Source organism: Kytococcus sp. Marseille-QA3725 (assembly GCF_054950055.1).
In genome coordinates this window covers 76,722-101,896 of record NZ_JBUCLA010000002.1, presented here as the reverse complement: position 1 = coordinate 101,896, position 25,175 = coordinate 76,722, and the positions used below count along the sequence as shown (strand labels likewise).

At 72.6% G+C, this 25,175-nt stretch carries 21 protein-coding genes and 1 tRNA gene; 14 read left to right on the top strand and 8 right to left on the bottom strand.

Annotation, left to right across the window (positions count from 1 at the left end):
- Positions 1-54 precede the first annotated feature (54 nt).
- The 4 genes from galU (at position 55) to ACY8FT_RS08460 (ending at position 2,586) form a co-directional block, all read left to right on the top strand.
- Entirely contained in the window at positions 55-972 is a 918-nt protein-coding gene (galU, locus tag ACY8FT_RS08475) for a UTP--glucose-1-phosphate uridylyltransferase GalU (RefSeq protein ID WP_462418492.1), read from the top strand.
- 87 nt (positions 973-1,059) lie between these two features.
- Positions 1,060-1,617 carry a GNAT family N-acetyltransferase gene (locus ACY8FT_RS08470; RefSeq protein WP_462418491.1) on the top strand — a complete coding sequence of 186 codons (558 nt, stop codon included), beginning with the start codon at positions 1,060-1,062 and terminating at the stop codon, positions 1,615-1,617.
- Between the two features lie 60 nt (positions 1,618-1,677).
- The gene (locus ACY8FT_RS08465; RefSeq protein WP_462418490.1) at positions 1,678-2,439 is read left to right on the top strand and encodes a hypothetical protein; all 762 of its coding nucleotides are present in this window, start codon (positions 1,678-1,680) and stop codon (positions 2,437-2,439) included.
- A 71-nt stretch (positions 2,440-2,510) separates the two neighbouring features.
- Positions 2,511-2,586: transfer RNA gene (locus ACY8FT_RS08460), tRNA-Ala, on the top strand.
- A 778-nt stretch (positions 2,587-3,364) separates the two neighbouring features.
- Here the strand turns inward: ACY8FT_RS08460 and brnQ are convergent.
- Positions 3,365-4,735: a branched-chain amino acid transport system II carrier protein gene (brnQ, locus tag ACY8FT_RS08455; protein WP_462419083.1), complete on the bottom strand. Its 1,371-nt coding sequence runs from the start codon at positions 4,733-4,735 to the stop codon at positions 3,365-3,367.
- A 171-nt stretch (positions 4,736-4,906) separates the two neighbouring features.
- Here brnQ and ACY8FT_RS08450 point away from each other — a divergent pair, with 171 nt between their 5' ends.
- Entirely contained in the window at positions 4,907-5,386 is a 480-nt protein-coding gene (locus ACY8FT_RS08450) for a cation-transporting P-type ATPase (protein ID WP_462418489.1), read from the top strand.
- On the opposite strand, the gene ACY8FT_RS08445 is transcribed toward ACY8FT_RS08450, so the two are convergent.
- Positions 5,311-5,694, bottom strand: coding sequence for an MmcQ/YjbR family DNA-binding protein (locus tag ACY8FT_RS08445; RefSeq protein WP_462418488.1), 384 nt, complete (start codon positions 5,692-5,694; stop codon positions 5,311-5,313). The genes ACY8FT_RS08450 and ACY8FT_RS08445 overlap by 76 nt on opposite strands.
- A gap of 143 nt (positions 5,695-5,837) precedes the next feature.
- Here ACY8FT_RS08445 and ACY8FT_RS08440 point away from each other — a divergent pair, with 143 nt between their 5' ends.
- Positions 5,838-6,392: a PH domain-containing protein gene (locus ACY8FT_RS08440; RefSeq protein WP_462418487.1), complete on the top strand. Its 555-nt coding sequence runs from the start codon at positions 5,838-5,840 to the stop codon at positions 6,390-6,392.
- Complete coding sequence (locus tag ACY8FT_RS08435) at positions 6,389-8,170, top strand: PH domain-containing protein (RefSeq protein WP_462418486.1); 1,782 nt, start codon at positions 6,389-6,391, stop codon at positions 8,168-8,170. The genes ACY8FT_RS08440 and ACY8FT_RS08435 overlap by 4 nt, the downstream gene beginning before the upstream one ends.
- A 645-nt stretch (positions 8,171-8,815) precedes the next feature.
- On the opposite strand, the gene ACY8FT_RS08430 is transcribed toward ACY8FT_RS08435, so the two are convergent.
- Positions 8,816-10,441, bottom strand: a complete 1,626-nt coding sequence (locus ACY8FT_RS08430) for a dolichyl-phosphate-mannose--protein mannosyltransferase (protein ID WP_462418485.1) — start codon at positions 10,439-10,441, stop codon at positions 8,816-8,818.
- A gap of 92 nt (positions 10,442-10,533) precedes the next feature.
- Between ACY8FT_RS08430 and ACY8FT_RS08425 the strand changes: the two genes are divergently transcribed.
- The 4 genes from ACY8FT_RS08425 (at position 10,534) to ACY8FT_RS08410 (ending at position 15,159) form a co-directional block, all read left to right on the top strand.
- Positions 10,534-11,229, top strand: coding sequence for a succinate dehydrogenase cytochrome b subunit (locus tag ACY8FT_RS08425; RefSeq protein WP_462418484.1), 696 nt, complete (start codon positions 10,534-10,536; stop codon positions 11,227-11,229).
- A gap of 254 nt (positions 11,230-11,483) precedes the next feature.
- A complete protein-coding gene (locus ACY8FT_RS08420; protein ID WP_462419082.1) occupies positions 11,484-13,397 on the top strand; it encodes a fumarate reductase/succinate dehydrogenase flavoprotein subunit in 1,914 nt (637 codons plus the stop codon).
- The gene (locus tag ACY8FT_RS08415; RefSeq protein WP_462418483.1) at positions 13,394-14,125 is read left to right on the top strand and encodes a succinate dehydrogenase/fumarate reductase iron-sulfur subunit; all 732 of its coding nucleotides are present in this window, start codon (positions 13,394-13,396) and stop codon (positions 14,123-14,125) included. The genes ACY8FT_RS08420 and ACY8FT_RS08415 overlap by 4 nt, the downstream gene beginning before the upstream one ends.
- A 164-nt stretch (positions 14,126-14,289) precedes the next feature.
- Positions 14,290-15,159 (top strand): SGNH/GDSL hydrolase family protein, encoded by an 870-nt coding sequence (locus ACY8FT_RS08410; protein WP_462418482.1) that lies wholly within the window; start codon positions 14,290-14,292, stop codon positions 15,157-15,159.
- Between the two features lie 24 nt (positions 15,160-15,183).
- Here ACY8FT_RS08410 and ACY8FT_RS08405 read toward each other — a convergent pair whose 3' ends face one another.
- Positions 15,184-16,395 (bottom strand): helix-turn-helix domain-containing protein, encoded by a 1,212-nt coding sequence (locus ACY8FT_RS08405; protein WP_462418481.1) that lies wholly within the window; start codon positions 16,393-16,395, stop codon positions 15,184-15,186.
- A gap of 102 nt (positions 16,396-16,497) precedes the next feature.
- Between ACY8FT_RS08405 and ACY8FT_RS08400 the strand changes: the two genes are divergently transcribed.
- Positions 16,498-17,625, top strand: coding sequence for a ferredoxin reductase (locus tag ACY8FT_RS08400; protein ID WP_462418480.1), 1,128 nt, complete (start codon positions 16,498-16,500; stop codon positions 17,623-17,625).
- The gene (locus tag ACY8FT_RS08395) at positions 17,622-19,001 is read left to right on the top strand and encodes a fatty acid desaturase family protein (RefSeq protein ID WP_462418479.1); all 1,380 of its coding nucleotides are present in this window, start codon (positions 17,622-17,624) and stop codon (positions 18,999-19,001) included. Before ACY8FT_RS08400 ends, ACY8FT_RS08395 begins: the two co-directional genes overlap by 4 nt.
- A 553-nt stretch (positions 19,002-19,554) precedes the next feature.
- Here ACY8FT_RS08395 and ACY8FT_RS08390 read toward each other — a convergent pair.
- The 4 genes from ACY8FT_RS08390 to ACY8FT_RS08375 form a co-directional block, all read right to left on the bottom strand.
- Positions 19,555-20,757, bottom strand: coding sequence for a thiolase family protein (locus ACY8FT_RS08390; protein WP_462418478.1), 1,203 nt, complete (start codon positions 20,755-20,757; stop codon positions 19,555-19,557).
- A gap of 79 nt (positions 20,758-20,836) precedes the next feature.
- Positions 20,837-21,907, bottom strand: a complete 1,071-nt coding sequence (locus ACY8FT_RS08385) for an FAD-dependent oxidoreductase (protein WP_462418477.1) — start codon at positions 21,905-21,907, stop codon at positions 20,837-20,839.
- A complete protein-coding gene (locus tag ACY8FT_RS08380) occupies positions 21,904-22,815 on the bottom strand; it encodes an aldose epimerase family protein (protein WP_462418476.1) in 912 nt (303 codons plus the stop codon). Before ACY8FT_RS08380 ends, ACY8FT_RS08385 begins: the two co-directional genes overlap by 4 nt.
- Before the next feature lie 272 nt (positions 22,816-23,087).
- On the bottom strand, positions 23,088-24,110 hold the full coding sequence (locus tag ACY8FT_RS08375; RefSeq protein ID WP_462418475.1) for an AI-2E family transporter: 1,023 nt from the start codon (positions 24,108-24,110) through the stop codon (positions 23,088-23,090).
- Positions 24,111-24,272: 162 nt separating this feature from the next.
- On the opposite strand from ACY8FT_RS08375, the gene ACY8FT_RS08370 reads away from it, so the two are divergent.
- The gene (locus ACY8FT_RS08370) at positions 24,273-25,145 is read left to right on the top strand and encodes an NUDIX hydrolase (RefSeq protein ID WP_462418474.1); all 873 of its coding nucleotides are present in this window, start codon (positions 24,273-24,275) and stop codon (positions 25,143-25,145) included.
- The last annotated feature ends 30 nt before the right edge of the window (positions 25,146-25,175 follow it).

Sequence of the window (25,175 nt, the reverse complement as noted above, 5' to 3'; positions counted from 1 at the left end):
TCGGACCCCGGGAGTGCTCGCGCACCGGGTGGCGGGGTCGCCTACTGTGAGCCCATGAGCACAGAACGTCGGGTCCGCAAGGCCGTCATCCCCGTGGCAGGACTGGGAACCCGCTTCCTGCCGGCCACCAAGGCCATCCCCAAGGAGATGCTGCCGGTGGTGGACAAGCCGGCCATCCAGTACGTGGTGGAGGAGGCGGTGCGCGCGCAGGTGGGCAACATCGTCATGGTCACCGGCCGCAACAAGGGGGCCCTGGAGGACCACTTCGACCGCCACTGGGAGCTCGAGCAGGCCCTGGAGAAGAAGGGCGACGAGCTGCGCCTGCGTCGGGTGCAGAAGTCGAACGAGATGGGGGCACCCCACTTCGTGCGCCAGGGCGAGCCGAAGGGACTGGGGCACGCCGTGCTCTGCGGTCGTGCCCACGTGGGTGACGAGCCCTTCGCGGTGCTGCTGGGCGACGACCTCATCGGCGCCGACGAGCACCTGCTGGAGCAGATGATCGCGACGCAGGAGCAGCGCGGTGGCTCGGTCGTGGCCCTCATGGAGGTGCCGCAGGACCAGGTGAACATGTACGGCTGCGCCGCCATCGACGGCGAGCCGGACGAGAACGGCGTGGTGCGCGTGACCGGTCTGGTGGAGAAGCCGGACCCCGCCGACGCACCCAGCAACCTGGCCATCATCGGCCGCTACGTGCTGGACCCGAGCATCTTCGACGTGCTCGAGGAGCTCCCCCCGGGGCGTGGCAACGAGATCCAGCTGACCGACGCGCTGGAGGAGCGGGCCACCGCCGAGGGTGAGGGCAGCGGTGTGTGGGGCGTCGTCTTCCGTGGCAACCGCTACGACACCGGCGACCGGCTGGACTACCTCAAGGCGATGGTGCGCCTGGCGCGCAGGCACGGGGAGTTCGGCGACGAGTTCGACCAGTGGCTGCGGGAGTACGTCCAGTCGCTGGACGCCCCCGCACAGGGCTGAGCCCCGCCACCCGACCGGCAGGAACACGTGGGTCCGAGGCTGAGCTGGCCGGTCCGTCTCCAGGGGCGGACGGTTGCGGGTGATCCGGTGCGGCTGCGGCCGCTGGTGCGGGCGGACTGGCCGGCCTACCAGCGGCTGCGGCAGGAGAACCTGGACCACCTGACCCCGGGGACGGCCGACGACCCCCGGGCCCCGGGGCTGGGTGCCGTGCCGCCGGTGCGCTCGGCCTTCCTGCGCATGGTGCGCTCCGCGCGCTCCCGGGCGGTCTCCGGTCAGGTGCTGCACTGGGGCATCGAGCACCGGGGCGCGCTGGCCGGGGAGATGGTGCTGGACGACATCCGCTGGGGCGGGCAGTGCTCGGCCTCGGCCGGGTACTGGGTGGACCGCGCGGTGACCGGACGCGGCATCGGTCGCACCGCGCTGCTGCTGGCCGTGGACCACGCGCTGACGCAGGTGCACCTGCACCGGGTGGAGGTCGCCGTCGCGGTCCACAACCACGCCTCGCTGGCGATGGTGGAGGCCCTCGGGCTCCGCGAGGAGGGGGTGCGACGCGAGGCGGTCTTCATCGACGGTGCGTGGCGCGACCACCGGGTGTTCGCGGTGACGGCCTCGGAGTGGTGCCGCCGCCCGGACGTCACCTGCTGAAGTGCTTCCGGGGCGTGTTGAGCCCCCCGAATCACACCGGTGTGTTTCTAGACTGCGACCATGCCGCCCAGCCTCCTCGTCCTGGTCCTCGTCGTCCTCGTGTGGGTCGGGTTCGGCGCGCAGTGGTGGTGGCGTCGCCGCGACCACCTGCGCACCGTCAAGTCGATGGACGCCTTCCTGGACGCGATGGACGCGCTGGATCACTCCGTGCAGGTGCCGGAGCCGCGTGGGGGAATCGATCACCGTCCGGCGCAGTGGGTCTCCCCGAGCGCCCCGGCGGAGCCGACCGTCACCGTCAAGCCGCGCCGGGACGCCGCGGACATCGCCCGGGTGCGCGCCCGCCAGGCCGAGGGCACCCGCGGTGCGGCCGAGGGGGAGCTGTTCAGCCCAGGCACGGTGCGGGAGCTGCTCGCCTCCAAGCCGGTGCGTGCCGGCCTCCTGCTCGCCCCGGCCCTGGGGCTGCTCGTCTCGTTCGTCGGCGCGCTGGCCGGCGGGGTCAGCTGGTTCTGGGTGGTGCTCTGCGTGCTGGCGCTGAGCGCGTCGGTCGTCTGGTCCCGAGTCTGCGCCGAGGCGCAGCTGCGCGGCCAGGGTCTTCGCCCCTCCCCGGTGCGCCAGGGCGCGCGCGAGGTCCCGGCGGGTGGCCGCTCGGGGTCCGGGCGGGCCCGTGTGGCCCGGACGTACCGGCCCCGCAGCTCGGCGCCCGTCCGCGCCCAGCGCAGCCGCAGGGTGGCCCGGACCGGTCACGCCCCGACCGGTCGGCCGGCATCGCGAGGCACCGCCGGTGCCCGCCGGCGACCGGCCCAGCGCCGCATCGCCGCCTGACGCCGAGCACCCCGGCGCGTGGCCGTCTTGGCCACGTGCCGGGGTGCTTGCTATAGTCGGCGGTCGCACACGGGGCTATGGCGCAGTTGGTAGCGCGTCTCGTTCGCAATGAGAAGGTCAGGGGTTCGAATCCCCTTAGCTCCACCAGTGGTCACAGGAGAAGGCCCCCTCTTCGGAGGGGGCCTTCTCCTGTGACCGGGCACATCGACCCGGGCGTCGTCCTCAGCGGGTGACGAGTCCGTGGTTCCCGCGCCGCTCGAGGAAGAAGCTCAGGAAGGCGAGGGTGCAGCCCGCGCCAGCCAGGAGCATCCCGGCCCAGGCTGGGGAGGTGTACCCGTAGCCGGCCGCGATGGTGCTGCCGCCGACGACGGCGCCCAGGCTGTTGTCGATGTTGATGGCGCCCCTGGTTGAGCGATCCGGCCAGGCCGGGGCTCTCGGGCAGGACGTCCAGCATGCGGGTCTGTGTGGTCGGGGACAGGGACATGGCCGTGAGGCCCACCACGAACAGGGCGATGAACAGCAGCGAACCGTGCCAGAAACTCCTGGTGGAGTTGTCCCGAGAGCTCACCGCGCTGGACGAGCGACTGAACTGCCTGACCCGGAGCAGGGTCACCGTGGCGCAGTACCTGCAGCGCGCCGGCGACGGCCTGCTCCAGGTCGGTGCTGGTGCTCACGCGGGCCAGTGCGGCGTCGAAGGCCTCGTCGGTGAAGTCAGGAAGGTCGCGACGGTAGTGGCGCCGCAGTCCCTCTCACCGGTCCGTCAACGGATGGTGAGGGGAGGAACCCCTCGGAGAGCCCCCCGGCGCTTCGAGTCCAGACCTGTTCAGGCCCTCGATTTCGGCGTGTTCATGCGACACCGCCGACCCCCAGCAGGGAGTCGGTGGTGTCGGTGCGAGCCAGTCGTTGGCCCGATCGGCAGCGGCGGTCAGGCGGCCGAAGCGGCGACCTCGTCCCGGGTGGGATCGACCTCCCGCTTGGGGCGCTCCGGCACACCGCGCACCAGGTCGAGCACGCCGCCCACGATGGCCGCGGCCAGGGTGGGCAGGGTCCAGCCGAGCTGCTGCGCATGGCCCGGCGCCCAGTCGATGAGCGGCTCGATGACCGAGCTGCCCCAGCCCAGCGAGCTGAGCGTCATGAATGCCGACCAGAGGAGCGCCATGGTCAGCGCGAACACGAAGGCCAGGTGCAGACGCACCCGCAGGAGAGGCTCCAGCAGGGTCAGGAAGATCAGGGCCATCGCGGGCGGGTACAGGAAGCCGATGATCGGCGCGGCGACGGCGATGACCTGCTCGAGCCCGGAGGTGGAGATGAGCAGCGACACGACCGTGAAGAGGATCGCCCAGGTGCGGTAGGAGACCGACGGCACCAGGCGGGAGAAGAACGAGGAGGTCGCGCCCAGCAGGCCCACCGAGGTGGTCAGGCAGGCCAGGATCACGATGAGCGCGAAGATGACCGTGCCGGTGGTGCCCATGGTCTGCTCGGCGGCGTCGGACAGCATCGTGGCGCCGTCGCTGTACGCCTGTCCGTTCGGCAGGCGCTGACCGATCATCGCCAGACCCAGGTACACCGCGCCGAGCATCAGACCTGCCGCGAGCCCGGCCAGCGACACGCTGCGCACCAGGGTCGGCCCGGGCTTCACTCCTGCGTTCGAGAGCGAGGACACCACGATGATGCCCAGCGCCAGGGCGGCCAGGGAGTCCATCGTCAGGTACCCCTCGAGGAAGCCGGTGACGAAGGGCTGCTCGGCGTACTCCCCGCTCGCGGGGGTGGGCTGACGGTCCATCGTGAAGATGCTCAGGGTCACCAGCACCACCATCAGTGCCACCAGGGCGGGCGTCAGGTACTTGCCGATGGTGTCGATGATCCCGTCGGGGTTCATGGCCAGCAGGTAGGTGAGGCCGAAGAAGACCACCGCGAAGATCGCCTTGGCAGTCCAGGAGTCCCAACCGGTCAGCGGCGGGACGCTCGAGGCATAGCTCACCGCACCGGTGCGGGGCAGGGCGTAGGCGGCGCCGATGGACAGGTACACCAGCACCGGGAAGAGGACGCCGAAGGTGCGGCCGCCGCGTGAGGTCATGTCGCGGATGTCGTTGCCGGTCAACGCGATGGCCATGACGGCCAGGATCGGCAGCGCCACCGCCGTGAGCATGAAGCCGATGAGGGCCGACGTGAAGCCGTCTCCGGCCTGGGCGCCCAGCATCGGCGGGAAGACGAGGTTGCCGGCCCCGAAGAACATGGCGAACAGGGAGGCCGCGGTCATGGACAGCAGGACGGCTCCGGACCGGTTTCCGAGCATGGTGTTCACAGACCCCTTCGACGTGTGTGTGGGCAGACACTAGCGGCTGGGCGTGACCCACCACACATCCGGCCGTGCGGGGTGTTTGCTGGCCGGGATGCCGGTCACCGGTGATGACGGATCCGCCGCATCCGGAGGGGGTGCTCATGACGTCCGGCGACACGGTCCCCCGTGCCCTCCCCGCCGTCCCTGCTCGAGGCCTCCGAGGTGGCCGCCCGGCAGGGGGTGGACCCCGAGTGCGGCCTGACCGCCGCCGAGGCCGCCGACCGGTTGGCGCAGCACGGCCCGAACGAGCTCCGGTCGGTGGACGAGGACCCGGCCTGGAGGCGCTTCCTGCAGCAGTTCGCCGACCCGCTGGTGCACCTGCTGCTCGCGGCCGTCGTGGTCTCCGGGCTGGCCTGGGTGGCCGACGGGGCCGAGGGCGTCCCGGTGGACGCCGTCGCGGCGCTGGCGGACATGACCGCCACCCGCTCCACGGTCCTGCGCGACGGGCGCCTCATCGAGGTGCCGGCGGCCCGCTCTGCGACGGGCGCTGCAGGAGCGCCGGTCACGGCGGCCCTGGTCGGGGCGGGCGGTCAGCCCGGCTGGCCGAAGGTGTCCGGGTCCACCGGACGCTCGCGGCGCGGCAGCTTGGCCACCACCAGCAGGTAGGACTCGGTCACCAGGTCGTCCACCAGCTGCGCGTCCAGCTCGTCGCCGGGGTGCAGGGAGATCCAGTGGCGCTTGTTCATGTGGTAACCGGGCGTCACCTGCTCGAAGGCCTCCTGCAGCTGGCGTCCGTCGGCCGGGGCGGCCTTCAGGATCACCAGCGGCTCACCGGTGATCTCGGACTGCAGCATGAACACCTTGCCGCGCACCTTCCACACGTCCCAGTCCTCCCCGAACGGGTGGGTGAGGTCCGCCCCGGGCAGCTCCTCGGTGCGCCGGGCGGCCCGGCGCTGCACTGCGCGAACGTCCACGGGTGGCTCCTCTCGGGGGACGGTGTCGCCACGGTATGCGGGCCGGGTGCCGAAGGGGACCGGCGGAGGGGCACGGGCACGTCCTCTGGTCGGCCCCGGGGCGGGAGGCCGTCTGCCGGTGGGGCATCCGCCACAATGGCCCGGTGACCCAGCAGCCGACGTCCGAAGTGCTCGTCGCCGACCCCGGCCGCCCCGAGGTGGCCGTGCTGGAGGAGCCGCGTCATCGGGTCTCCGAACGGGCGCCGGCGTACTGGCGGGTCAACGAGGTCGTCGGGCTCGTGATCACCGCCGTCATCGCCTCCGGCGTCCTGGGCACCTGGTGGGTGCTCGGCGAGGGCGCCCCGCCGTGGTGGGCCTGGGCGATCGTGGGGGCGATCCTGCTGCTGGAGCTGGTCACGCTGCTGGTCGCCCCGCGGCTGCGCTACCGCTGGGCCCGCTGGGAGGCCACGCCCGATGCGGTCTACACGCGCCGCGGGTGGCTCAGCATCGAGCGGCGGATGGTGCCGCTGGCCCGCATCCAGACGGTCGATGTCTCCCGCGGCCCGATCATGCGCCACTTCGACCTGACCGACGTCAAGATCACGACGGCCTCCTCGGCGGGGGACATCACCATCGAGGCGCTGGACGACGCCCGCGCGCAGGTGCTGCTGGAGCAGCTCACCCGGGCCGCGAGCGCCGTGCGGGGGGACGGGACGTGAGCACCCCGATGGGATGGAGCCGGCAGGACGCGGGCGAGGTGGTCGGCGCGGCCGGCGGCGCGGGTGAGCAGCCCGGGCTGGGCCCGGGCGCACCCGGTGTGACGTCCGGTGCCCCGGAGGCGCCCGCCCCGCCGGAGGAGGCGACGGGCGCGTGGCACCGCCAGCACCCGCGCATGTTCCTGGTGCACCCGGTGAAGCTGCTGCGCCAGCTGCTGCCGCTGCTGGTGGTGGCCCTGGTCGGAGGCCAGGGTGAGGGCTGGTTCCAGGTCCTGAGCACCGGGCTGGCCGCCGTGCTCGCGGTGGTGCTGACGCTGGTGCAGTTCCTCACCCTGCGCTACCGGGTGGGGGAGGAGACGGTCGAGGTGCGGCAGGGGTGGCTTTTCCGCTCCACCAAGACCGCGCGGCTGGAGCGGGTGCGCACCATCGACGTCGAGGGCGACCTGCTGATGCGCCTGCTCGACCTGCGCACGGTGAAGATCGGCACCGGGGTGGACGACACCCAGGTGGAGCTCGAGGGGCTGCGCACCGCCGACGCCCGGGAGCTGCGCGAGAAGCTGCTGCGGCGCACCCGGCAGGTGCAGGGCGGTCGCGGGCCCGGGGTGGCGCCCGGGGAGGGCGCGGCGGTCCGGGGCGCAGGGGGTCTCGAGGCGGGGCCGGGCGCGTCCGCGGACGGTGGAGCTGGGGCTGCGGGTGCCGTCACCGAATCGGAGCAGGGGGCCGCCGAGGAGCGGCCCCTGGTCGCCTGGGACACGGGCTGGCTGCGCTTCGCCCCGCTGGGGGCCAGCGGGCTGATCGTCGCCGGTGCCGTCATGGGTTTCGGCAGCCAGTTCTCCGGGGAGCTGGCGGAGTCGGCGTTCGTGCAGCGGCTCGGCGGGCGGCTCCTGCACCTCGTCGAGGGGCTGGGCGTGGCGAGCTCCATCGGGCTGGTGGTGGTCGGGACCGCGGCGCTGGCGCTGCTCACCTCGTTCATCGCCTACGTCATCGGCTGGTGGGGGCTGCGGGTCACGCGGAGCGGCCACGGCACGCTGCACGTCACGCGGGGGCTGACCACCACCCGCTCGGCCACGTTGGAGGAGCGCAAGGTGCGCGGCGTCATGGTCACCGAGCCGTGGCAGCAGCGCTGGCAGCGGGGCGCGTCGTTGAGCGCCGTCGTGACCGGGGCCGAGGAAGGGAGCGTCGAGCTGCTGCCCACCGTGCCCCGGCGGACGGCGCGGGCGGTGGCCGTCGACGTGCTCGGCAGCGGGGAGAGCCACCCCGTGCCGGCGGACCTGTTCACCATGCCGCTGCGCTCCCACGGTCTGCGGGCTCTGCGGCGCATGGTGGTGGGCGCGCTGCTCGCGACGCTGTGGGTGGGGCTGCTGCCCGTGGTGGCGGCGATGGTGCCGCTGCGGCACTACGGGGTGGTCGATCCCCTCGGCTGGGGTGGCCCGTGGCAGTGGGCCTGGCTGCTGGCGTGGACGGTCCTCGTCGGGGTGGTGATGCTCGCACCGGTGTGGCCGGCCTGGCGCTCGCTGGGGCACGCGGTTACCGATCGGCACCTGGTGGTGCGGGAGGGCGCGGTGCTGCGGCGGCACCTGGCGCTGGAGTGCGAGGGGGTGCTGAGCTGGAACCTGCGGCAGTCCTTCTTCCAGCGGCGGCTGGACCTGTGCGACGCCGTGGCCACGGTGGCCGGTGGGGACGAGTCCTACGAGGTGCCCAACGTGCCCGTGCCCGACGCGGTCGCGATGATGCGGGCCGTCTCCCCGGACCTGGTCGGCCAGTTCTCCCGCCCCGCCTGAGGTGCTCTGCCCGCCCCGTGCGCCCCTCTCCCTTCCGAGGCGCCCCGTGTGCCCCCCCCTTCTGAGGCGCGCGCCCGCCCCTTCTGAGGCGCGCGCCTTCCCCTTCCTCTCCCTTTCCCCGATTTGGTCTCCTGATGACTGCGGTTCGCCGGGGAACTCGGCGTGTCGTCCCAAGGTGGACCACATCAGGGGGCCGAATGGGGAGAGGCGGGGTGGGAGGGACCCTGCCGGGGGCGGTTGATCGGGGCAAGAGGAACGCCCGCGCTGGCGTGCGTTTCAGCCGATGGGTGATCGCTGCGTGCGGGGTGGTGTGAACCGTTCCTGTTGGTGTGAGCCTGGTTCGCTTGGTGGAGGCTTGGTCCGGCTGGCAGGGGCTTGGTCCGGTTGGCCCGGGGTTGGTCCTGAAGCGTGGTGAGTCGACCCCGGTCAAGGTGATGAACCCCTGCCCAGGTGGACCAAGCGCCTGCGCTCGCCTGCCGTCCCCGTCGTGCCCCTTCCCTTTCCCCGATTTGGTCTCCTGATGACTGCGGTTCGCCGGGGAACTCGGCGTGTCGCCCCAAGGTGGACCACGTCAGGGGACCAAATCGGGGAAGGGGGCGGCTCGGAAGAGAAGAGGGCGGCTCGAGCGGGAGGGGCGCGCTGCCGTCAGATCCAGCTGGCGAACCACATGCGGTCCTGCCAGGCCGAGTGCGGGATCACCTGCGCGGTCCAGATGGGCCAGAAGTACCAGAAGTTCAGCACCACCAGCGCCAGGTAGCCCCCCACCGCCCAGACGCCCCAGCGGTGCCGCAGCAGCAGCCCGAGCAGGAACACCACGGCCAGCACCATGAACGGCTCGAAGGCGATCGAGTAGAACTGGTAGATCGTGCGGTGCTGGACCGGCAGCCACGGCAGCCACCCCGACAGGATGCCCAGCGCGATCGCCCCGGCGCGCCAGTCGCGCTGCGTCGCCCACCAGAAGACGAGCACGAAGAACGCCAGCGTCGCCACCCACCAGATGGAGACCGACCCCACCGAGTTGATGGCCTTGGCGCACTTCTCGACGGTGCAGCCCTCCTCGCCCAGCTTCTTGGTCTCGTAGAAGAACGAGGTGGGGCGCAGCTGCAGCGGCCAGCTCCACGGGCTCGAGCGGTAGGTGTGGTCGCTCGTCAGCCCGACGTGGAAGTCGTAGATCTTCAGGTGGTACTCCCACAGCGAGCGCAGCGGCCCGGGCAACCACTGCACGCCCTGCCCCGGGTTCTCGGCAGCCCACTGGCGCATGTGCCCGTCTGTGCTGCGGAACCACCCGACCCACGAGGCGAGATAGGCCGCCAGCGCCGCACCGCAGACCGCCACGAACGCGAACGGCCCGTCACGCAGCACCAGCCCCGCCGACCACGGCTGCGAGATGCCGGCCCGCTTGCGCGCGGACACGTCCCACAGCACCGTCATGAGCCCGAACGCCGCGAGGGCGTAGAGCCCCGACCACTTGACGCCCGCGGCCAGCCCCAGGCTCAGTCCCGCCGCCCAGCGCCACGGCCGCAGCCCCAGCCACGGCCCGTAGACGGTCCCGACCACCGGCCGCCGGACGCCCCACCGCCACGCGTCGCCGTGGTACCGCGCGGCCACCTTGCGCGCCAGGATGCGCCGGGAGGACGACCGGTCCAGCAGCAGCATCCAGAAGGCCACGAGGACGAAGAACATGAGCACGATGTCGAGCAGCCCGGTGCGGCTGTGGACGAAGTGGTGCCCTTCGAGCATCGTCAGGAACGAGGCGAGCGTCGCCAGCGTGGCCGAGCCGAAGAGCTCCCAGGCCACCCGGCCCACGACGAGGATGGACAGCGTCCCGAGCACCCACACGGACACGCGCCACCCGAAGGAGGACTCGATGCCGAAGGCTTCCTCGCCCGCGGCGATCACCCACTTGCCGACCGGCGGGTGGACGACGAAGTCGGCCTTGTCGTCGTAGACGGTCTCCCAGTTGCCGGTGGTGAAGTGCTCGTCCGGCTCCTCCATGCCGTCGGGCTTGTCCCGCTCGTAGCCCCACTCGGCCAGCGACCACGCCTGCTTGACGTAGTACGTCTCGTCGAACACGAGCTGATGGGGCTGGTCGAGCTGCCACACCCGCAGACCCCCGCCGACCACCATGCACAGCAGCGGCCCGATCCACGCCCACAGCGCGATGCGCCGTGCCAGCGCCCCCCGCCGGGCGAGGGGGCCGAGCAGGTCCTCGTGCAGCTGCTGCTCGAGGTCCGGGGCGGCCGCCTTCGCGGCACCGGCAGTGGGGGACATGGCCCGCATCCTAGGGCCGTGCCGTGCGTCCTCCCGGCGGATGAAGGCAAGCCTCACCCAAGAGTCTGAGGCGCGGACGTAGAATCCGGCCCGTGGCACTTGACAACGCGGCTCCGGTAAAGAGGTCGGCCACCACCACGACGATCTGGAACAAGATCCTCATGGCGGTCACCGGCCTGCTCTTCATCCTCTTCGTGCTCGGGCACATGCTCGGCAACCTGAAGATCCTCCAGTCCCATGAGGCGTTCGACTCCTACGCGCACCACCTGCGCGTGATGGGGGAGCCGATCCTGCCCCACGAGGGCGCGCTGTGGATCGTGCGCATCGTGCTGCTGGCCGCCGTGCTGGCCCACGCGGTGCTCGCCTTCAAGATGTGGGGCCGCGCGGGCAAGGGCCGCAGCACGCGCTACGCGGTGAAGAAGGCCGTCACCTCCAGCCTCGCCTCGCGCACCATGCGCTGGGGCGGCATCGCGCTGCTGCTGTTCGTGATCTTCCACATCCTGCACTTCACCACCAAGACCATCCACCCGCAGGGCGAGCTGGCCAGCCCGGCCGCCAACTACGTGCAGAGCTTCGAGATCTGGTGGGTGCTGCTCATCTACGTGGTCGCGATGATCGCGCTGGGCATGCACATCTTCCACGGCTTCTTCTCGGCGATGCAGACGCTGGGCTGGACCAAGACCAAGAACATCCCGGCCATGCGCACGACCGGCGCCGTCCTGGCCGCGATCGTGGTCATCGGCTTCCTCGTGCCGCCCTTCGCGGTGTTCTTCGACCTCGTCAACTGACGCGCCCCAGGAGGAGCAGAAACATGGCAACACTCTTTGGCGACAACGCCCCCTGGAAGCGCAAGCGCGACGACCAGCAGGCCGACGCCGAGGCGCTCCGGCAGGAGGCCGTCCAGCAGGGCCAGCCCGGTGCCACCGCTGCTGGTGCCCTGGACGAGCGTCCGGTGAACAAGGCCGCCTCGGACAGCAACGGCCCCTGGCGCGTCGGCGAGCCGATCGCCGACACCAAGGCCCCCGGCGGCCCCATCGAGACGATGTGGCAGCGCCGCCAGTTCGAGACCGCGCTGGTGAACCCGGCCAACCGCCGCAAGATCGACGTCATCATCGTCGGCACCGGTCTGGCCGGCGCCTCGGCCGGCGCGACGCTCGGTGAGGCCGGCTACAACGTCAAGTCGTTCTGCTACCAGGACTCGCCGCGCCGTGCGCACTCGATCGCCGCGCAGGGTGGCATCAACGCTGCGAAGAACTACAAGAACGACAACGACTCGGTCTACCGCCTGTTCTACGACACGGTGAAGGGCGGCGACTACCGCTCCCGCGAGACCAACGTGTACCGCCTGGCCGAGGTGTCCGCGAACATCATCGACCAGTGCGTGGCCCAGGGTGTCCCGTTCGCCCGCGAGTACGGCGGCCTGCTGGACAACCGCTCGTTCGGTGGCGTGCAGGTGCAGCGCACCTTCTACGCCCGCGGCCAGACGGGTCAGCAGCTGCTGATCGGCGCCTACCAGGCGCTGGAGCGCCAGATCAGCGCCGGCACCGTGGAGATGTTCAACGCCCACGAGATGCTGGAGCTCGTCATCGTCGAGGGCCGGGCGCGCGGCATCATCGCCCGCAACCTGCGCACCGGTGAGATCGAGACCCACCTCGCCGACGCCGTGGTGCTGGCCACCGGTGGCTACGGCAACGTGTTCTTCCTGTCCACCAACGCGATGGGCTCGAACGTCACCGCCGCTTGGCGCGCGCACCGCAAGGGCGCCTACTTCGCCAACCCCTGCTACACGCAGATCCACCCGACCTGCATCCCGCAGCACGGCGACAAGCAGTCCAAGCTGACCCTGATGTCGGAGTCGCTCCGCAATGACGGCCGCATCTGGGTGCCGAAGGACGCGGCGGACTGCGACAAGGACCCGCGCGAGATCCCGGAGGAGGCGCGCGACTACTACCTGGAGCGCATCTACCCCTCGTTCGGAAACCTCGTGCCGCGTGACATCGCCTCCCGCCAGGCGAAGAACATGTGCGACGAGGGCCGCGGCGTCGGCCCGGCCGTGGCCGAGACCTCGCCCGACGGCGAGGAGCGGATGGTGCGCCGCGGTGTGTACCTGGACTTCGCCAGCGCCATCGAGCGCATGGGCAAGGCCGCCGTCACCGCCAAGTACGGCAACCTCTTCGACATGTACGAGCGCATCACCGGGGAGAACCCCTACGAGGTGCCGATGCGCATCTACCCGGCCGTGCACTACACGATGGGTGGCCTGTGGGTCGACTACGACCTGGAGTCCAGCATCCCGGGCCTGTTCGTGGCCGGTGAGGCCAACTTCTCCGACCACGGTGGCAACCGCCTCGGCGCCTCCGCGCTGATGCAGGGCCTGGCCGACGGCTACTTCGTGCTGCCGAACACGATCAACGACTACCTGGCCAAGCAGGGCCACTCGGTGGTCGACCATGACCACCCGGAGGTCGTCGAGGCGCGGCGCGACGTCGAGGCCCGGGTCGAGAAGCTGCTGAGCATCAACGGCACGCGCTCGGTGGACTCGATCCACCGCGAGCTCGGCAGCATCATGTGGGAGTACTGCGGCATGGAGCGCACCGACGCCGGTCTGCGCACCGCCATCGACAAGATCCGGGCGCTCCGCCAGGAGTTCTGGACCAACGTCCGGGTGCCGGGTGCCGCCGCCACCCTCAACCAGTCGCTCGAGAAGGCCGGCCGCGTGGCCGACTTCCTGGAGCTGGGCGAGCTCATGTGCGTCGACGCACTGCACCGCACCGAGTCCGCGGGCGGTCACTTCCGTGCCGAGTCCCAGACCGAGGACGGCGAGGCGCTCCGCCACGACGACGAGTTCGCGTACGTCGCGGCCTGGGAGTACACCGGTGCCGGCCAGGAGCCGGTGCTGCACAAGGAAGAGCTCGAGTACCACGCCATCGAGATGAAGCAGCGGAGCTACAAGTGAGAATCACACTGAAGATCTGGCGCCAGGCCGGCGCCGGCGACAAGGGCCAGTTCGCCACCTACGAGGTGGACGGCGTGACCGAGGACATGTCCTTCCTGGAGATGCTGGACGTCCTCAACGAGGAGCTCACCGAGGCCGGCGACGAGCCGGTGGCCTTCGAGTCCGACTGCCGCGAGGGCATCTGCGGCGCCTGCGGCTTCATGGTCAACGGCATCGCCCACGGTCCGGAGCGCACCACGCTGTGCCAGCTGCACATGCGCTCGTTCAAGGACGGCGACACCCTCACCCTGGAGCCCTTCCGGGCGGACGCCTTCCCGATCGTCAAGGACCTGGTTGTCGACCGTTCCTCGTACGACCGCATCATCGGTTCCGGCGGCTACATCTCGGTGAACACCGGTGCGGCCGTGGACGCCAACACCGTGCCGGTGCGCAAGGAGGACGCGGACCGCGCGTTCGACGCCGCCACCTGCATCGGCTGCGGCGCCTGCGCGGCGGCCTGCCCGAACGCGGCCGGCATGCTCTTCCTGGGCGCGAAGGTCACCCACCTGGGCCTGCTGCCGCAGGGCCAGCCGGAGCGTGACTCCCGCGTGGTGAGCATGGTCAACCAGCACGACGAGGAGGGCTTCGGCGGCTGCACCAACATCGGTGAGTGCGCGGCGGTCTGCCCCAAGGGCATCCCGCTGGACGTCATCAGCCAGCTGAACAAGGACCTGCGCCACGCGCTGTGACCTACCGACACGTGCGGTGACGCCGCACGCGTTCTGCCATCTCGACGCACCGTCCGCCGGTTTCCGGCGGGCGGTGCGCCGTCGTGTGGGCCCCGCGTCCTCCCGGTCGCACGGCGTGCGACAGGATGGCAGCCCGTCCCCGCCAGCCCGACCGAGGAGGACCCGTGTTCGACCGTTCCCGAGAGGGCCGCATCTGGCAGCGCTACGTCGCCCTGGGGGACTCGTTCACCGAGGGCATGGTGGACCCCACCGACGACGACCCCGAGGTGCACCACGGCTGGGCCGACCGCCTGGCCGCACGGCTGGCGCTGCGCAACGCCGCCCTCAGCGGCCCCGACGGCGAACCGGCACCGGAGCCGTTCGGCTACGCCAACCTGGCCGTCCGCGGGCGTCTCATCGGGCAGGTGACCACCGAGCAGCTGGACGAGGGGCTCACCCTCACCCCGGACCTCGTGAGCCTGAACGCCGGGGGCAACGACTACCTCCGCCCGCGCGTGGACCGCGACGCCGTGGTGGACCAGCTGGAGGACGCGGTCGCCCGCATCCGGGAGACCGGGGCGGACGTGCTGCTGGTGACCTCCCCGGACATCAGTCGCATCCCTGTGCTGCGCCGGGCCTCGCCCCGGTTCGCCGAGTTCACGGCCAACGTGTGGGGCATCGCGCAGCGCTACGACTGCCACGTCGCCGACATCTGGACGTTGCGCTCGCTGCGGGACGCCCGCATGTGGGCGCCGGACCGCATCCACCTCTCCACCGAGGGGCACCGGCGGGTGGCGCAGCAGGCCGCCTGGACGCTCGGCCTGCAGGTCGAGGGCGCCACCGAGCGGGCCTGGGACGCGCCCCTCACCCCGGTTCCGCCGCTCACCCGGTGGGAGTCGATGCAGGCGAACCGGCAGTGGGTCGCTCTGCACCTGCGCCCGTGGGTCGAGCGCCGGCTGACGGGGCGCTCGTCGGGGGACGGGCGGATGCCGAAGCGACCCACCGTGGCCGAGCTCGACGTCGAGCGGCTGCGCGAGCAGCGCCACCGCATCTGACGCCACGAGGCCCCGGGTGCGGGCTCAGGCCGGGGTGCGCAGCTCCGGTGAGACGAGGGTGCCGAGCAGGATCTCCGCGGCCCGGCGCGGGTCGTCGAGGTCGTCGCCGAAGAGCTCGCGCAGCTGGTTCATGCGGTAGCGCACCGTCTGCGGGTGCACGCCCAGCTGCTCGGCCACCAGCGAGCGCTGCCCGCGCAGCAGCATCCACAGCCGCAGGGTCTCCACCAGGCGCTCCCGGGTGGTGGTCGGCAGGTCGGCCAGCGGCTCCAGCGCCGAGGTCGTGAGCTCCCGGGCCGCGACCGCGTCACCGTGCACCACCAGGTGCGGAAGCACGCGGGCCAGATCCTGCGGTCCGGCCGGGCCGGGCAGCGGCTCGGGGGGCATCGCCACCCAGCGGCTGGCCAGGCGCCAGGTCTCCGGGGCGCGGGCACGGTCGACGGCCGGTGTCACCAGGCAGTGCACGGACGCCTTGGTCAGCGCGGTGTGGGCGTGGTCGACCTCCTCGGTCGACGGATCGGGCACCACGAGCGTGCTCCAGCCGGACCCCTCCGGGCCGAGGCCCACCTGGTCGATCACCAGCGTGCGCAGCGGCAGGCGGGAGGTGAGGGCCCCGACGTCCTCGGTGCGGCAGATGAGCAGCGCCACGGTCTGCGGCGCGCTGAGCCCGGCGGCCCGGGCATGGTGGTCCAGTTCCGCCGAGCGCGCACCACGGACGATGAGCAGCCCCAGGTTGGCGCGGGCCTGGTTGCGGCGGCGGTCGTTGCGGGAGCGCTCCTCGGTGTGCCCGGCGACCGTGGCGGCCGACAGATCGTCGATGTAGGCGAAGGTCAGGCCGGCGAAGGCCTGCAGGTCACGGGCGGCGAAGCCGTGCTCCAGGGCGACGTCGGAGAAGGTCACCCAGCACACGCGGGCTCCCACGCGGTAGGCCGCGAGCACCGCCTCGACCGTGCGACCGGCCCGGGCCTCCGAGCGCCCCAGCGAGCGCGCACCCAGCGTGGTGGCCGGGGTCGGTCCGGTGGCCGGGCCGGGGGCCTCGATGAGGTCGAGGAAGCCGTGCAGCGCCATGGAGACTGCCTCCTTGAGCACCGCGGAGCGACCGTGGCGGAACTCGTCGGAGTAGACCGCGACGTCCTGCATGATCGCGGTCACGCTCTCCTGCGAGGCGTCGTCCACCACGGCGCGCAGAGCGGTGACGACCTCGGGGGTCCAGAGCGTTCCGGAAACGGCCTCGTCCATGGGGAGAGTGTCCGGCTGTTGTACTCAGCGCACAAATCGAGGGGTGGAACTCCACGCCGACAGTGGATCGATAGTTCCCTCGGAGCAGTCAGTATGGATCCCATGACGATTTCCGAGCGTCGCGTGGCCCCTCGCCCCGCCTGGGTGGAGCGCCTCATCGAGGCCGCCACCGTGGTCACGACCCCGGTGGTTCCGCACGACTACGTGGACATGGTCGCGCCGCTGCAGTCCCGCGTCGAGCTCATGGCGAAGGTGGAGCGGGTGCGCCGGGAGACCGACCGCACCGTGTCGCTGTGGCTCCGTCCCGGGGTGCTCTGGCGCGCCCACCGTCCCGGGCAGTACATCCGCATCGGGGTGGACGTCGACGGCGTGCGCCACTGGCGCACCTACAGCCTCACCAGCCGCCCGGCGCCCGCCGGCACGCGCGGCGAGGAAGGACTTCTCCAGATCACCGTCACCGAGGTGCCCGGCGGCCTGGTGAGCACGCAGCTCGTCCGCCGCACCGAGGTGGGCGACGTGGTGCACCTGGACGCCGCCGACGGCAACTTCACGATGACCGACCCGCGCCCCGGCAAGATCCTCTTCCTGGGCGCCGGCTCGGGCATCACGCCGATCATGGGCCTGCTGCGCGGGCACCGCTGGCACGGCCCGGACGCCCCGGACGTGGTGGTGGTGCAGTCCGCCCGCACGCCGGAGGAGCAGCTGTTCGCCGACGAGCTGCCCGCCATCGCCGAGCGCTTCGGCATCCGCCTCATCACCCGCCACACGGCCACCGAGGGGCGCTTCGGCCTCGACGAGCTGGACGCCGAGGTGCCCGACTGGCGCGAGCGCACCGTGTGGGCCTGCGGACCGGCCTCGATGCTGGACGAGTGCGAGGAGCACTGGGAGGCAGCGGGTCTGCGTGACCAGCTGCTCACCGAGCGCTTCCGCACCGTCGAGATCACCCCCGGCGAGGGCGGGCTGGCGACCTTCGCCGGTGACGGCTCGGCCACCGAGGTGGATGCCGACGGCTCCACGAGCCTGCTCGACGCGGGCGAGGAGGCCGGGCTGCTGCTGCCCAGCGGCTGCCGCATGGGCATCTGCCACTCCTGCGTCCTGAACCTCACCGAGGGAGCCGTGCGCGACCTGCGTGACGGCTCGCTCACCCTCGCGACCCCCGAGGACCCCGCACTCGTCCAGACCTGCGTCACGACCGCCGCAGGCGACTGCCACCTGGAGGTACCGGCATGACGATCACCCCCGCCCGCAGCACCCAGAACGACCCGACCCGCCCCGGGGGCGCCCGTTCGCGCGTGACGCCCAGCGGCTTCAGCGACTCGATGCGGGTCAACAAGCAGTTCGCCCGGTCTCGTCGCGACACCCGTCGGACCGTCAACCGCGTGCGGTCGACCGAGGCGCCCGAGCGGCACTGGAAGCCCAAGCGCTCCGGCGGCGACGACCCGGCCGCGCACCTGTCGATCGACCAGATCGAGGAGATGGGGCGCGAGCTGGACGCCATCCGCCAGTCGGTGATCGACTCACGCGGGGCGAGCGACGCCGCGTACATCCGCCGCGTCATCGCCACCCAGCGGGCGCTGGACCTGGGCGGTCGGCTGGTGCTGCTGGTGGGCAGCCGCACCAAGGTCGGGTTCCTGGTCGGCACCGGTGCGCTGTCGGTGGCCAAGATCCTGGAGAACATGGAGATCGGCCACAACGTCCTCCACGGGCAGTGGGACTGGATGCGTGACCCGCGGATCCACTCGAGCACCTGGGAGTGGGACCACGCGTCGACCGCCGAGGCGTGGAAGCACTCGCACAACGACCTGCACCACACGTACACGAACGTCATCGGGCGCGACAACGACCTGGGCTTCGGCATCGCGCGCGTGGACCCGGACCAACCGTGGAAGCCGTGGATGGTGTGGCAGCCGCTGCTGAACGCGATCAACGCGGTGACCTTCGAGTACTCCATCGCGCTGTACGACCTGGAGCTCGGCCGGTACGCGGGCAAGCCGCTGAAGGCGTGGAAGCCCGCCGTGCCCGGGCTGCTGGCCGTGGGCAAGAAGGTCTCCAAGCAGATGACCAAGGACTACGTGGTGACCCCGGCGCTGTCCGGGCCGGGCTGGAAGTCGACGCTGCTGGCCACCTGGACCGCCAACCTGGTGCGCAACCTGTGGAGCAACGGCGTGATCCTGTGCGGGCACTTCCCGGACGGCGTGCAGACCTTCAGCCGCGCCTCGACCGTGGGGGAGACCCGCGGTGAGTGGTACCTGCGGCAGATGCTGGGCTCGGCGAACATCTCTGGCTCGCCGCTGATGCACATCATGACCGGCAACCTGAGCCACCAGATCGAGCACCACTGCTTCCCGGACCTGCCGAGCAACCGGTACGCGGAGATCGCGCCGCAGGTGCGGGACCTGTTCGACCGGTACGGGTTCGACTACGTGACCGGGCCGCTGCCGGTGCAGCTGGCCAGTGCCTGGGGCAAGATCTTTCGCTACGCGCTGCCGAACGGGGCCTGGGACGGGCTGCGGCGTCAGCCCGTTCGCTCGGTGGCCGCCGGGGCGCGCTGGAGCGTGAAGCGGCTGCTGCCGCGGAAGGCCCGGAAGGCGCTCGCCGCGCGCTGAGCGGGGCTGGCGCGCCCGGGTCGGGGCGGGTCGCAGGGCGCCCCGCGCCGGTTCCCTTGCCTGGCCGGCCGGGTCCTCGGGTGTCTGCTGCGTCGTGTTGCTGCAGGTGCGAGGGAGCCCGGCGGTCCGGCCCTGCTCGGCGGCCGACCCTGGCTGACGTGACGCCGCACTTTCCCGAGTTGACTCGGTCAAGGTGGGGGCAACGCGGCGTCGACGGCGCGTTACCCCGCACTTTCCCGAGTCACCCCACCCAGCATGGCCCCGAGCCCCGAGCCCCGAGCCCCGAGCCCCGAGCCCCGAGCCCCGAGCCCCGAGCCCCGAGCCCCGAGCCCCGAGCATCCGGAACGGTCCCGTCAGCCGCTGTGCCCACGTCCGCTGCCAGGCCACCGGGCCACGTCTGCCGCCGGGCTGCTGAGCCCTTCGGCGCGTTGGGCCGCTGGGAGCCGCTGTGCCGGATGACATGTCCGCTGCGGGTAACGCCAATGCCCGGCGACCGGCGACTCGGCGGCCGAGCCCGGCGCAGCGCCCGGGCCACCGGGCCGCCGGGCCCGCCTCAGGCGCTCTCGTTCTCCAGCACCACGGCCAGGGCCTGCCCGACCCCGATGCAGATCGCGGCCACGCCCCAGCGCACGCCGTCGGCCCGCATCGCGGCGGCGAGGGTCCCGAGCACGCGCGCGCCGGACGCACCCAGCGGGTGCCCGATCGCGATCGCACCGCCGCGGGTGTTCACGATGCCCGGGTCGATGCCCCACGCGTCCACGCACGCCAGCGACTGCACGGCGAACGCCTCGTTGAGCTCCACCAGGCCGACCTCGTCCCAGCCGATGCCGGCGCGCTCCAGCGCCTTGTTCGCCGCCTCGATCGGCGCCAGGCCGAAGCGCTGCGGCTCCACGGCGTGCGTGCCGCGCCCGGCGATGCGCGCCATCGGCTCGCGGCCGAGCAGCGCACCGGCCTCCCGGGAGCCCAGCACCACGCCGGCCGCGCCGTCGGTCAGCGGCGACGCGTTGCCCGCGGTGATGCGCCCGTCGGGGCGGAACACGGTCTTCAGCCCCGCGAGCTTCTCCACCGTCGAGCCGGGGCGGATCGTCTCGTCGCGGGGCAGGTCCTCGGCGTCGACACCGGGCACCGCGCAGGTCCACTCGTCGTAGAAGCCGTCCTCCCAGGCGGCCGCGGCCAGCTCGTGCGAGCGGGCGGCGAACTCGTCCATCCGCGTGCGGTCGATGCCGGTGGAGTCGGCCACCTGCTCGTTGCACTCACCGAGGCTGGCGGTCCACTCGGTCGGCATCTCCGGGTTCACCAGGCGCCAGCCGAGGGTGGTCGAGGCCATCTCGGCGTTGCCGGCGGGGTAGGCCTTCTCGGGCTTGGACATCACCCACGGCGCACGGCTCATCGACTCGACGCCGCCCACCAGCACCAGCTGCGCGTCGCCGGTCTCGATGGTGCGGCTGGCCACCATCGCGGCGTCCAGCGACGAGCCGCACAGCCGGTTCACGGTGGACCCGGGCACGCTCACCGGCAGCCCCGCCAGCAGGGTGGCCATGCGTGCCACGTTGCGGTTGTCCTCACCGGCCTGGTTCGCGGCGCCGAAGACGACCTCGTCGATGCGGGCCGGGTCCAGCTCGCCGGAGCGTCCAACCAGCTCGCGCACCACCGTGGCCGCGAGGTCGTCCGGGCGCACCTCGGCCAGCGCACCACCCAGCTTGGCGAAGGGGGTGCGCACGGCGTCGTAGAGGTAGGCGGTCTGGATCTCGGTCATCGGTACTCCTCGGGGGCGGGTCGTGGGCCCATCGTCTCCAACGTGCCCGACGAGGTCGCGGCCTGCCTCGCCCCGCGCGTCAGCGGGACTCGGCCAGCAGGAGCTCTGCGCCGGCCGCGCCGGAGGCCATGGCGCCCTCGATCCCGGGACGCCGGTGGTCGCCCACCAGCACGAGGCCGGACGTCGGGGTCAGCGCCGCGTCCCCCGGGTCCCCGGTTCCAAGGTCCGGCACCGCCCAGCGGTCCTCCTGGTGGGCCACCACCTCCCAGTCGAACGCGGGGCCGTCCCACAACTCGGAGAGGTGCACGCGCACCGCGGCCTCGGTCCCGGCCGGCCCGCCCGCCGGGTGCGGGACGACCGCCGCCACCAGCGGCCGCCCGCCCCCGGAGTACCCCGGCGCCACCTGCGAGACCAGCAGGGTCGCCACGACGGGCCCGCGCACCTGCCGACCGTCCACCCGCAGCGCCCGCGACGCCGCCGGCCGCTCGGCACAGGTGAACCACCACGTGCTCGCCCCCTGCCAGCCGGGCGACCCGGGCAGCTCCACCCGCGATCCGTGCAGCAGGTCCGCCGTCACCTGCGGCGGCGTCGCGAACACCACCTGCGGCGCGCTCCACGTCCCGTGGTCGCCGACCACCACCCACGAGCCCCCGCGCCGCCGCACCGACTCCACGTGGTTCTCCGTGCGCACCGGTTGCTCCAACCGCCCGGCCAGCTGCACCGGCAGCCCCACCATCCCGTGCCCGGGCAGCGCGAGCCGACCGCCCGCCGGGGTGCCGAGCAGCCCGGTCGGGTCGTGGTCGCCCAGCGGCTCGCGCAGGAGCACCGCCCCCTCGGGGCCGACGTCGGCCAGCACCTCCCGGTCCTCGTCCAGCGGCTGCAGCGCCAGCAGCTCGAGGTCCAGGTGCCGTGACAGCCCGGGCGAGTCCGCGCGCAGCAGGTGCAGCCCGTGGTCGACCGTGAACCCGTCCACCAGCGCCGAGCCCACGCGACCGCCCACGGTCACGTCCGCCTCGAGCACCTCCACGTGCCGCCCGGCCGCGGTCAGCTCCGCCGCCGCCGTCAGCCCGGCCATCCCGGCGCCGATGACGATGACGTCCGCGTCCGCCGGGCGCAGCGGCACCCGGACGAGCCCGAGGCGGGGCCTCATGCGCCTGCCCGGCCGGCGTCCGACGCCGTGTACGTGACTCCCAGCGTGTGCGCGCCGCCGGGCTCCAGGTGGATGGAGTGGTCGACCCCGTCGGCGCGCTCGCCGATGCAGGCCGACTCCACGCACAGGAACCCGTCCCACGCCTCGGCCGGCACGTCGGAGAGCTCCCCGCCGGGGCTCCACACGACGGTGTCCGCGGCACCCTGTGACTCGATGGTGATGCTGCGGCGCGCGTCGTCCAGCCGCACCGGCCCCGCCAGCCGGTGGATGCGGTCGATCGCCCCGTCCGGGCGCAGCAGGCCGTGCTGCTCCACCACCTGCCCGGTGAGCTTGTCGACGACGCCGGCGCCGTCCAGCCCGTCGAGCGCGCAGTCGCCCACGGCCGAGACCGCGAGGTAGCTGTGCAGCGCGGCCTCCACGCGGCGCGGCCCCGCGTCCTGTGGCAGGGCGAGCGTCAGGTCCACGTGCAGCTGCCGGCCGGCCGCGATCTCCAGCCGCAGGTCCACGCCCTCGGCGCGCGTGGTCAGGGCCAGCGCGACGGTGCCGTCCTCGGCGACGGTCGCCGTCTCCAGCTGCCACGTCTGCGTGCGGGCCGGTCCGTGGTTGGGGGAGCGGTCGCCCTCGGGGCCGCCGGCGAACCACGGCGCGCACACCGGGACGCCACCGCGCACCGCCGCCCCCGGGGCACGCACCGCCCCGGGGCTCACCCAGAGCAGGTCGGTGCCGCCGGCCGGCACGTGGGAGAGCAGGTGCGCACCCTGCAGGTCCAGCCGCAGCGAGCAGGTGGAGGTGCGAGCCACCAGCTCCCCGGCACCCGACCCGCTGGGGCGCAGTTCGACCCCCTCGGGCAGCGGGGGCCCGTCCGGGATGTGGGGAGGGGGCGTCGCGGCGGCGTCGTCGGGGGACATGCGGCCCACCCTAGGAGGGCGTCGGGCCCGACCGCGGGAGCGATCTGACCCGGGGCCGGGCGAGGAGGAGCCCGCTCTCGAATCCCCGTGGGCGGCTGGTGGGTAAAGGTTTCCCCCGTAACCGGGACTCGGTGCGACGCGGGGCCCGTGGACGGGTCACGATGGTGCGCACCACAGGGGCCGGGATCTCCCCGTGGTGTGTGAGTGCTCCATCGGCGAAGGAACGGGACACGTAGAGGGCGTCGATGGGGTGGTCGAGCGGGCCGGAGAGGTTACTTTCCGGCCCGCTCGACGCTTTCCCTGGGTGATTCGCCCAGCAGCGTCGCCATCCACCGGTTGCCCGGCACGTGGTCGACCAGCACGGCCTTGACCAGGATGGTCGCGGGGACGGCCACCAGGGCACCCAGGGCGCCGAGCAGGTAGGACCACAGGATCAGCGAGACGAAGATGACCGTCGCGTTCAGGCCCACCATGTCGCCGGTCACGCGCGGCTGGATGATCGTCTGGAACACGAAGTTGATGGCCCAGTAGCCGACGGCCACGGCCATCGCCACCAGCGGCCCCTTCTCCAGCAGGGCGACGAGGGTGGGCGGCACCAACCCGAGGACGAAGCCGACGTTGGGGATGTAGTTGGTGACGAAGCTGAAGACGCCCCAGGTGAGCGCCAGCGGGATGCCCAGCGCCCACAGGAACACCACGTCCACCAGCGCCACGGCCAGGCCGAAGACCGTGGTGACCAGCCAGTAGGAGCGCACGCGGCGGGCGAAGTCGCCGAACGCGGCCGCGGCGGCCGGGCGCTCACGGCGCAGGGCGGCCATCCGGTCCTCGATGCTGCCGGTGTCCAGCACCAGGAAGATCAGGCCGATGACGAGCAGCCCCATCAGCGAGGCGCCGCCGGAGAGCTGTCCGGCCACCTGCCGGGCCACCCCGGCGACCTGCCCGGGGTCGATGCTGGAGGACAGGCCGCGCAGGCGGTTCTCGTCGACGCCGAGGTCGGCGAGCAGGTCGATCGTCTGCCGGTACAGCGCGTCGCCCTGCTCGACGTACCGCGGCATGACCTCCACCAGCCGCACGACGGACCACACCATCGACCACGCGATGGCGGCCAGCACCGCGTAGATGACCACCAGCGAGGCGAGGGAGGCCAGCGGTCCGGGCACCCGGTGGCGGCGCATCCAAGAGACCATCGGGTAGGCGGTGATCACCAGGGTGAGGGCCAGGAACATCGGGCCGAGCAGGGCGGCCTGCGTGCGGATGCCGGCGCCCAGCACCACCAGCGCGGCCAGGCCGAGCAACGCCGGGACGGGGCTCCCCCCGGAGCGAGCCGGGGCGCCGTGGTCGTGGTGCGTCGGGTGGTCGGTGGCCTCATCGGGGCGGGGCAGGCGGGTGGGCCCGGGGGGGGGGGGGCGGCCGGCCCGGTGGGGCCCCCGTCGGGTGGTCGTGCTGGAATGGGAGGCGTGTCCTCCCTCGTCGCCGCCGAGCTCGTCGCCGTCGTCATCGGCGTCGAGGGCGGTGCCCCGGTGGTGCTCGGTGCCGCGGAGGACGACGCCCTGCCGCACGGACCGCTGGAGCCGGCGCACCGTTCGCTGCAGGCGGGGGTGCGCTCGTGGGTGCGGGAGCACAGCGCGGTGGAGCTCGGCTACGTCGAGCAGCTCTACACCTTCGCCGACCGGGGGCGTGCGACGCAGGAGCGCACCGTCGCCATCAGCTATCTCGGGCTGACGCACGCGACGGACTCGCCGCGCTGGCGGGAGCTCTACGAGCTGCTGCCGTGGGAGGACCGCCGTGCGTCGGGGGCGGGCCTCGACGCCGGGGTGGAGGACGCGCTGCGCCGCTGGGCGGGCGACGACGAGGAGGCCCGGGCCAGGGTGGCGCACACCTTCGGGCTGGGCGGCGAGCCGTGGCAGCCGGACCTGGTGCTGCAGCGCTACGAGCTGCTCTGGCAGGTGGGGCTGGTGGCCGAGTCCGCCGGGGAGGACGCACCGGGGGCCACCGGGCGCCCGATGGTGCACGACCACCGCCGCATCCTGGCGACGGGGCTGGCGCGGCTGCGCTCGACGCTGCAGTACCGGCCGCTCATCTTCGAGCTGCTGCCCGAGGAGTTCACCCTCGGCCACCTGCAGGCGACGGTCGAGGCGCTCGCGGGGCAGGGCGTGCACAAGCCGAACTTCCGACGGCTGGTGCTGCAGCAGGCGCAGCTGGTGGAGCCGACGGGCCGCACCTCCCGCGCCACCGGTGGGCGGCCGGCGCAGCTGTACCGTTTCCGGCGGGAGGTCCACGCCGAGCGCCGCCACGTGGGCACCAAGCTGCCGCGCCCGAAGGTCCGCTGACCCGGGGCCGGCCGGGCGTCGGCATCAGGG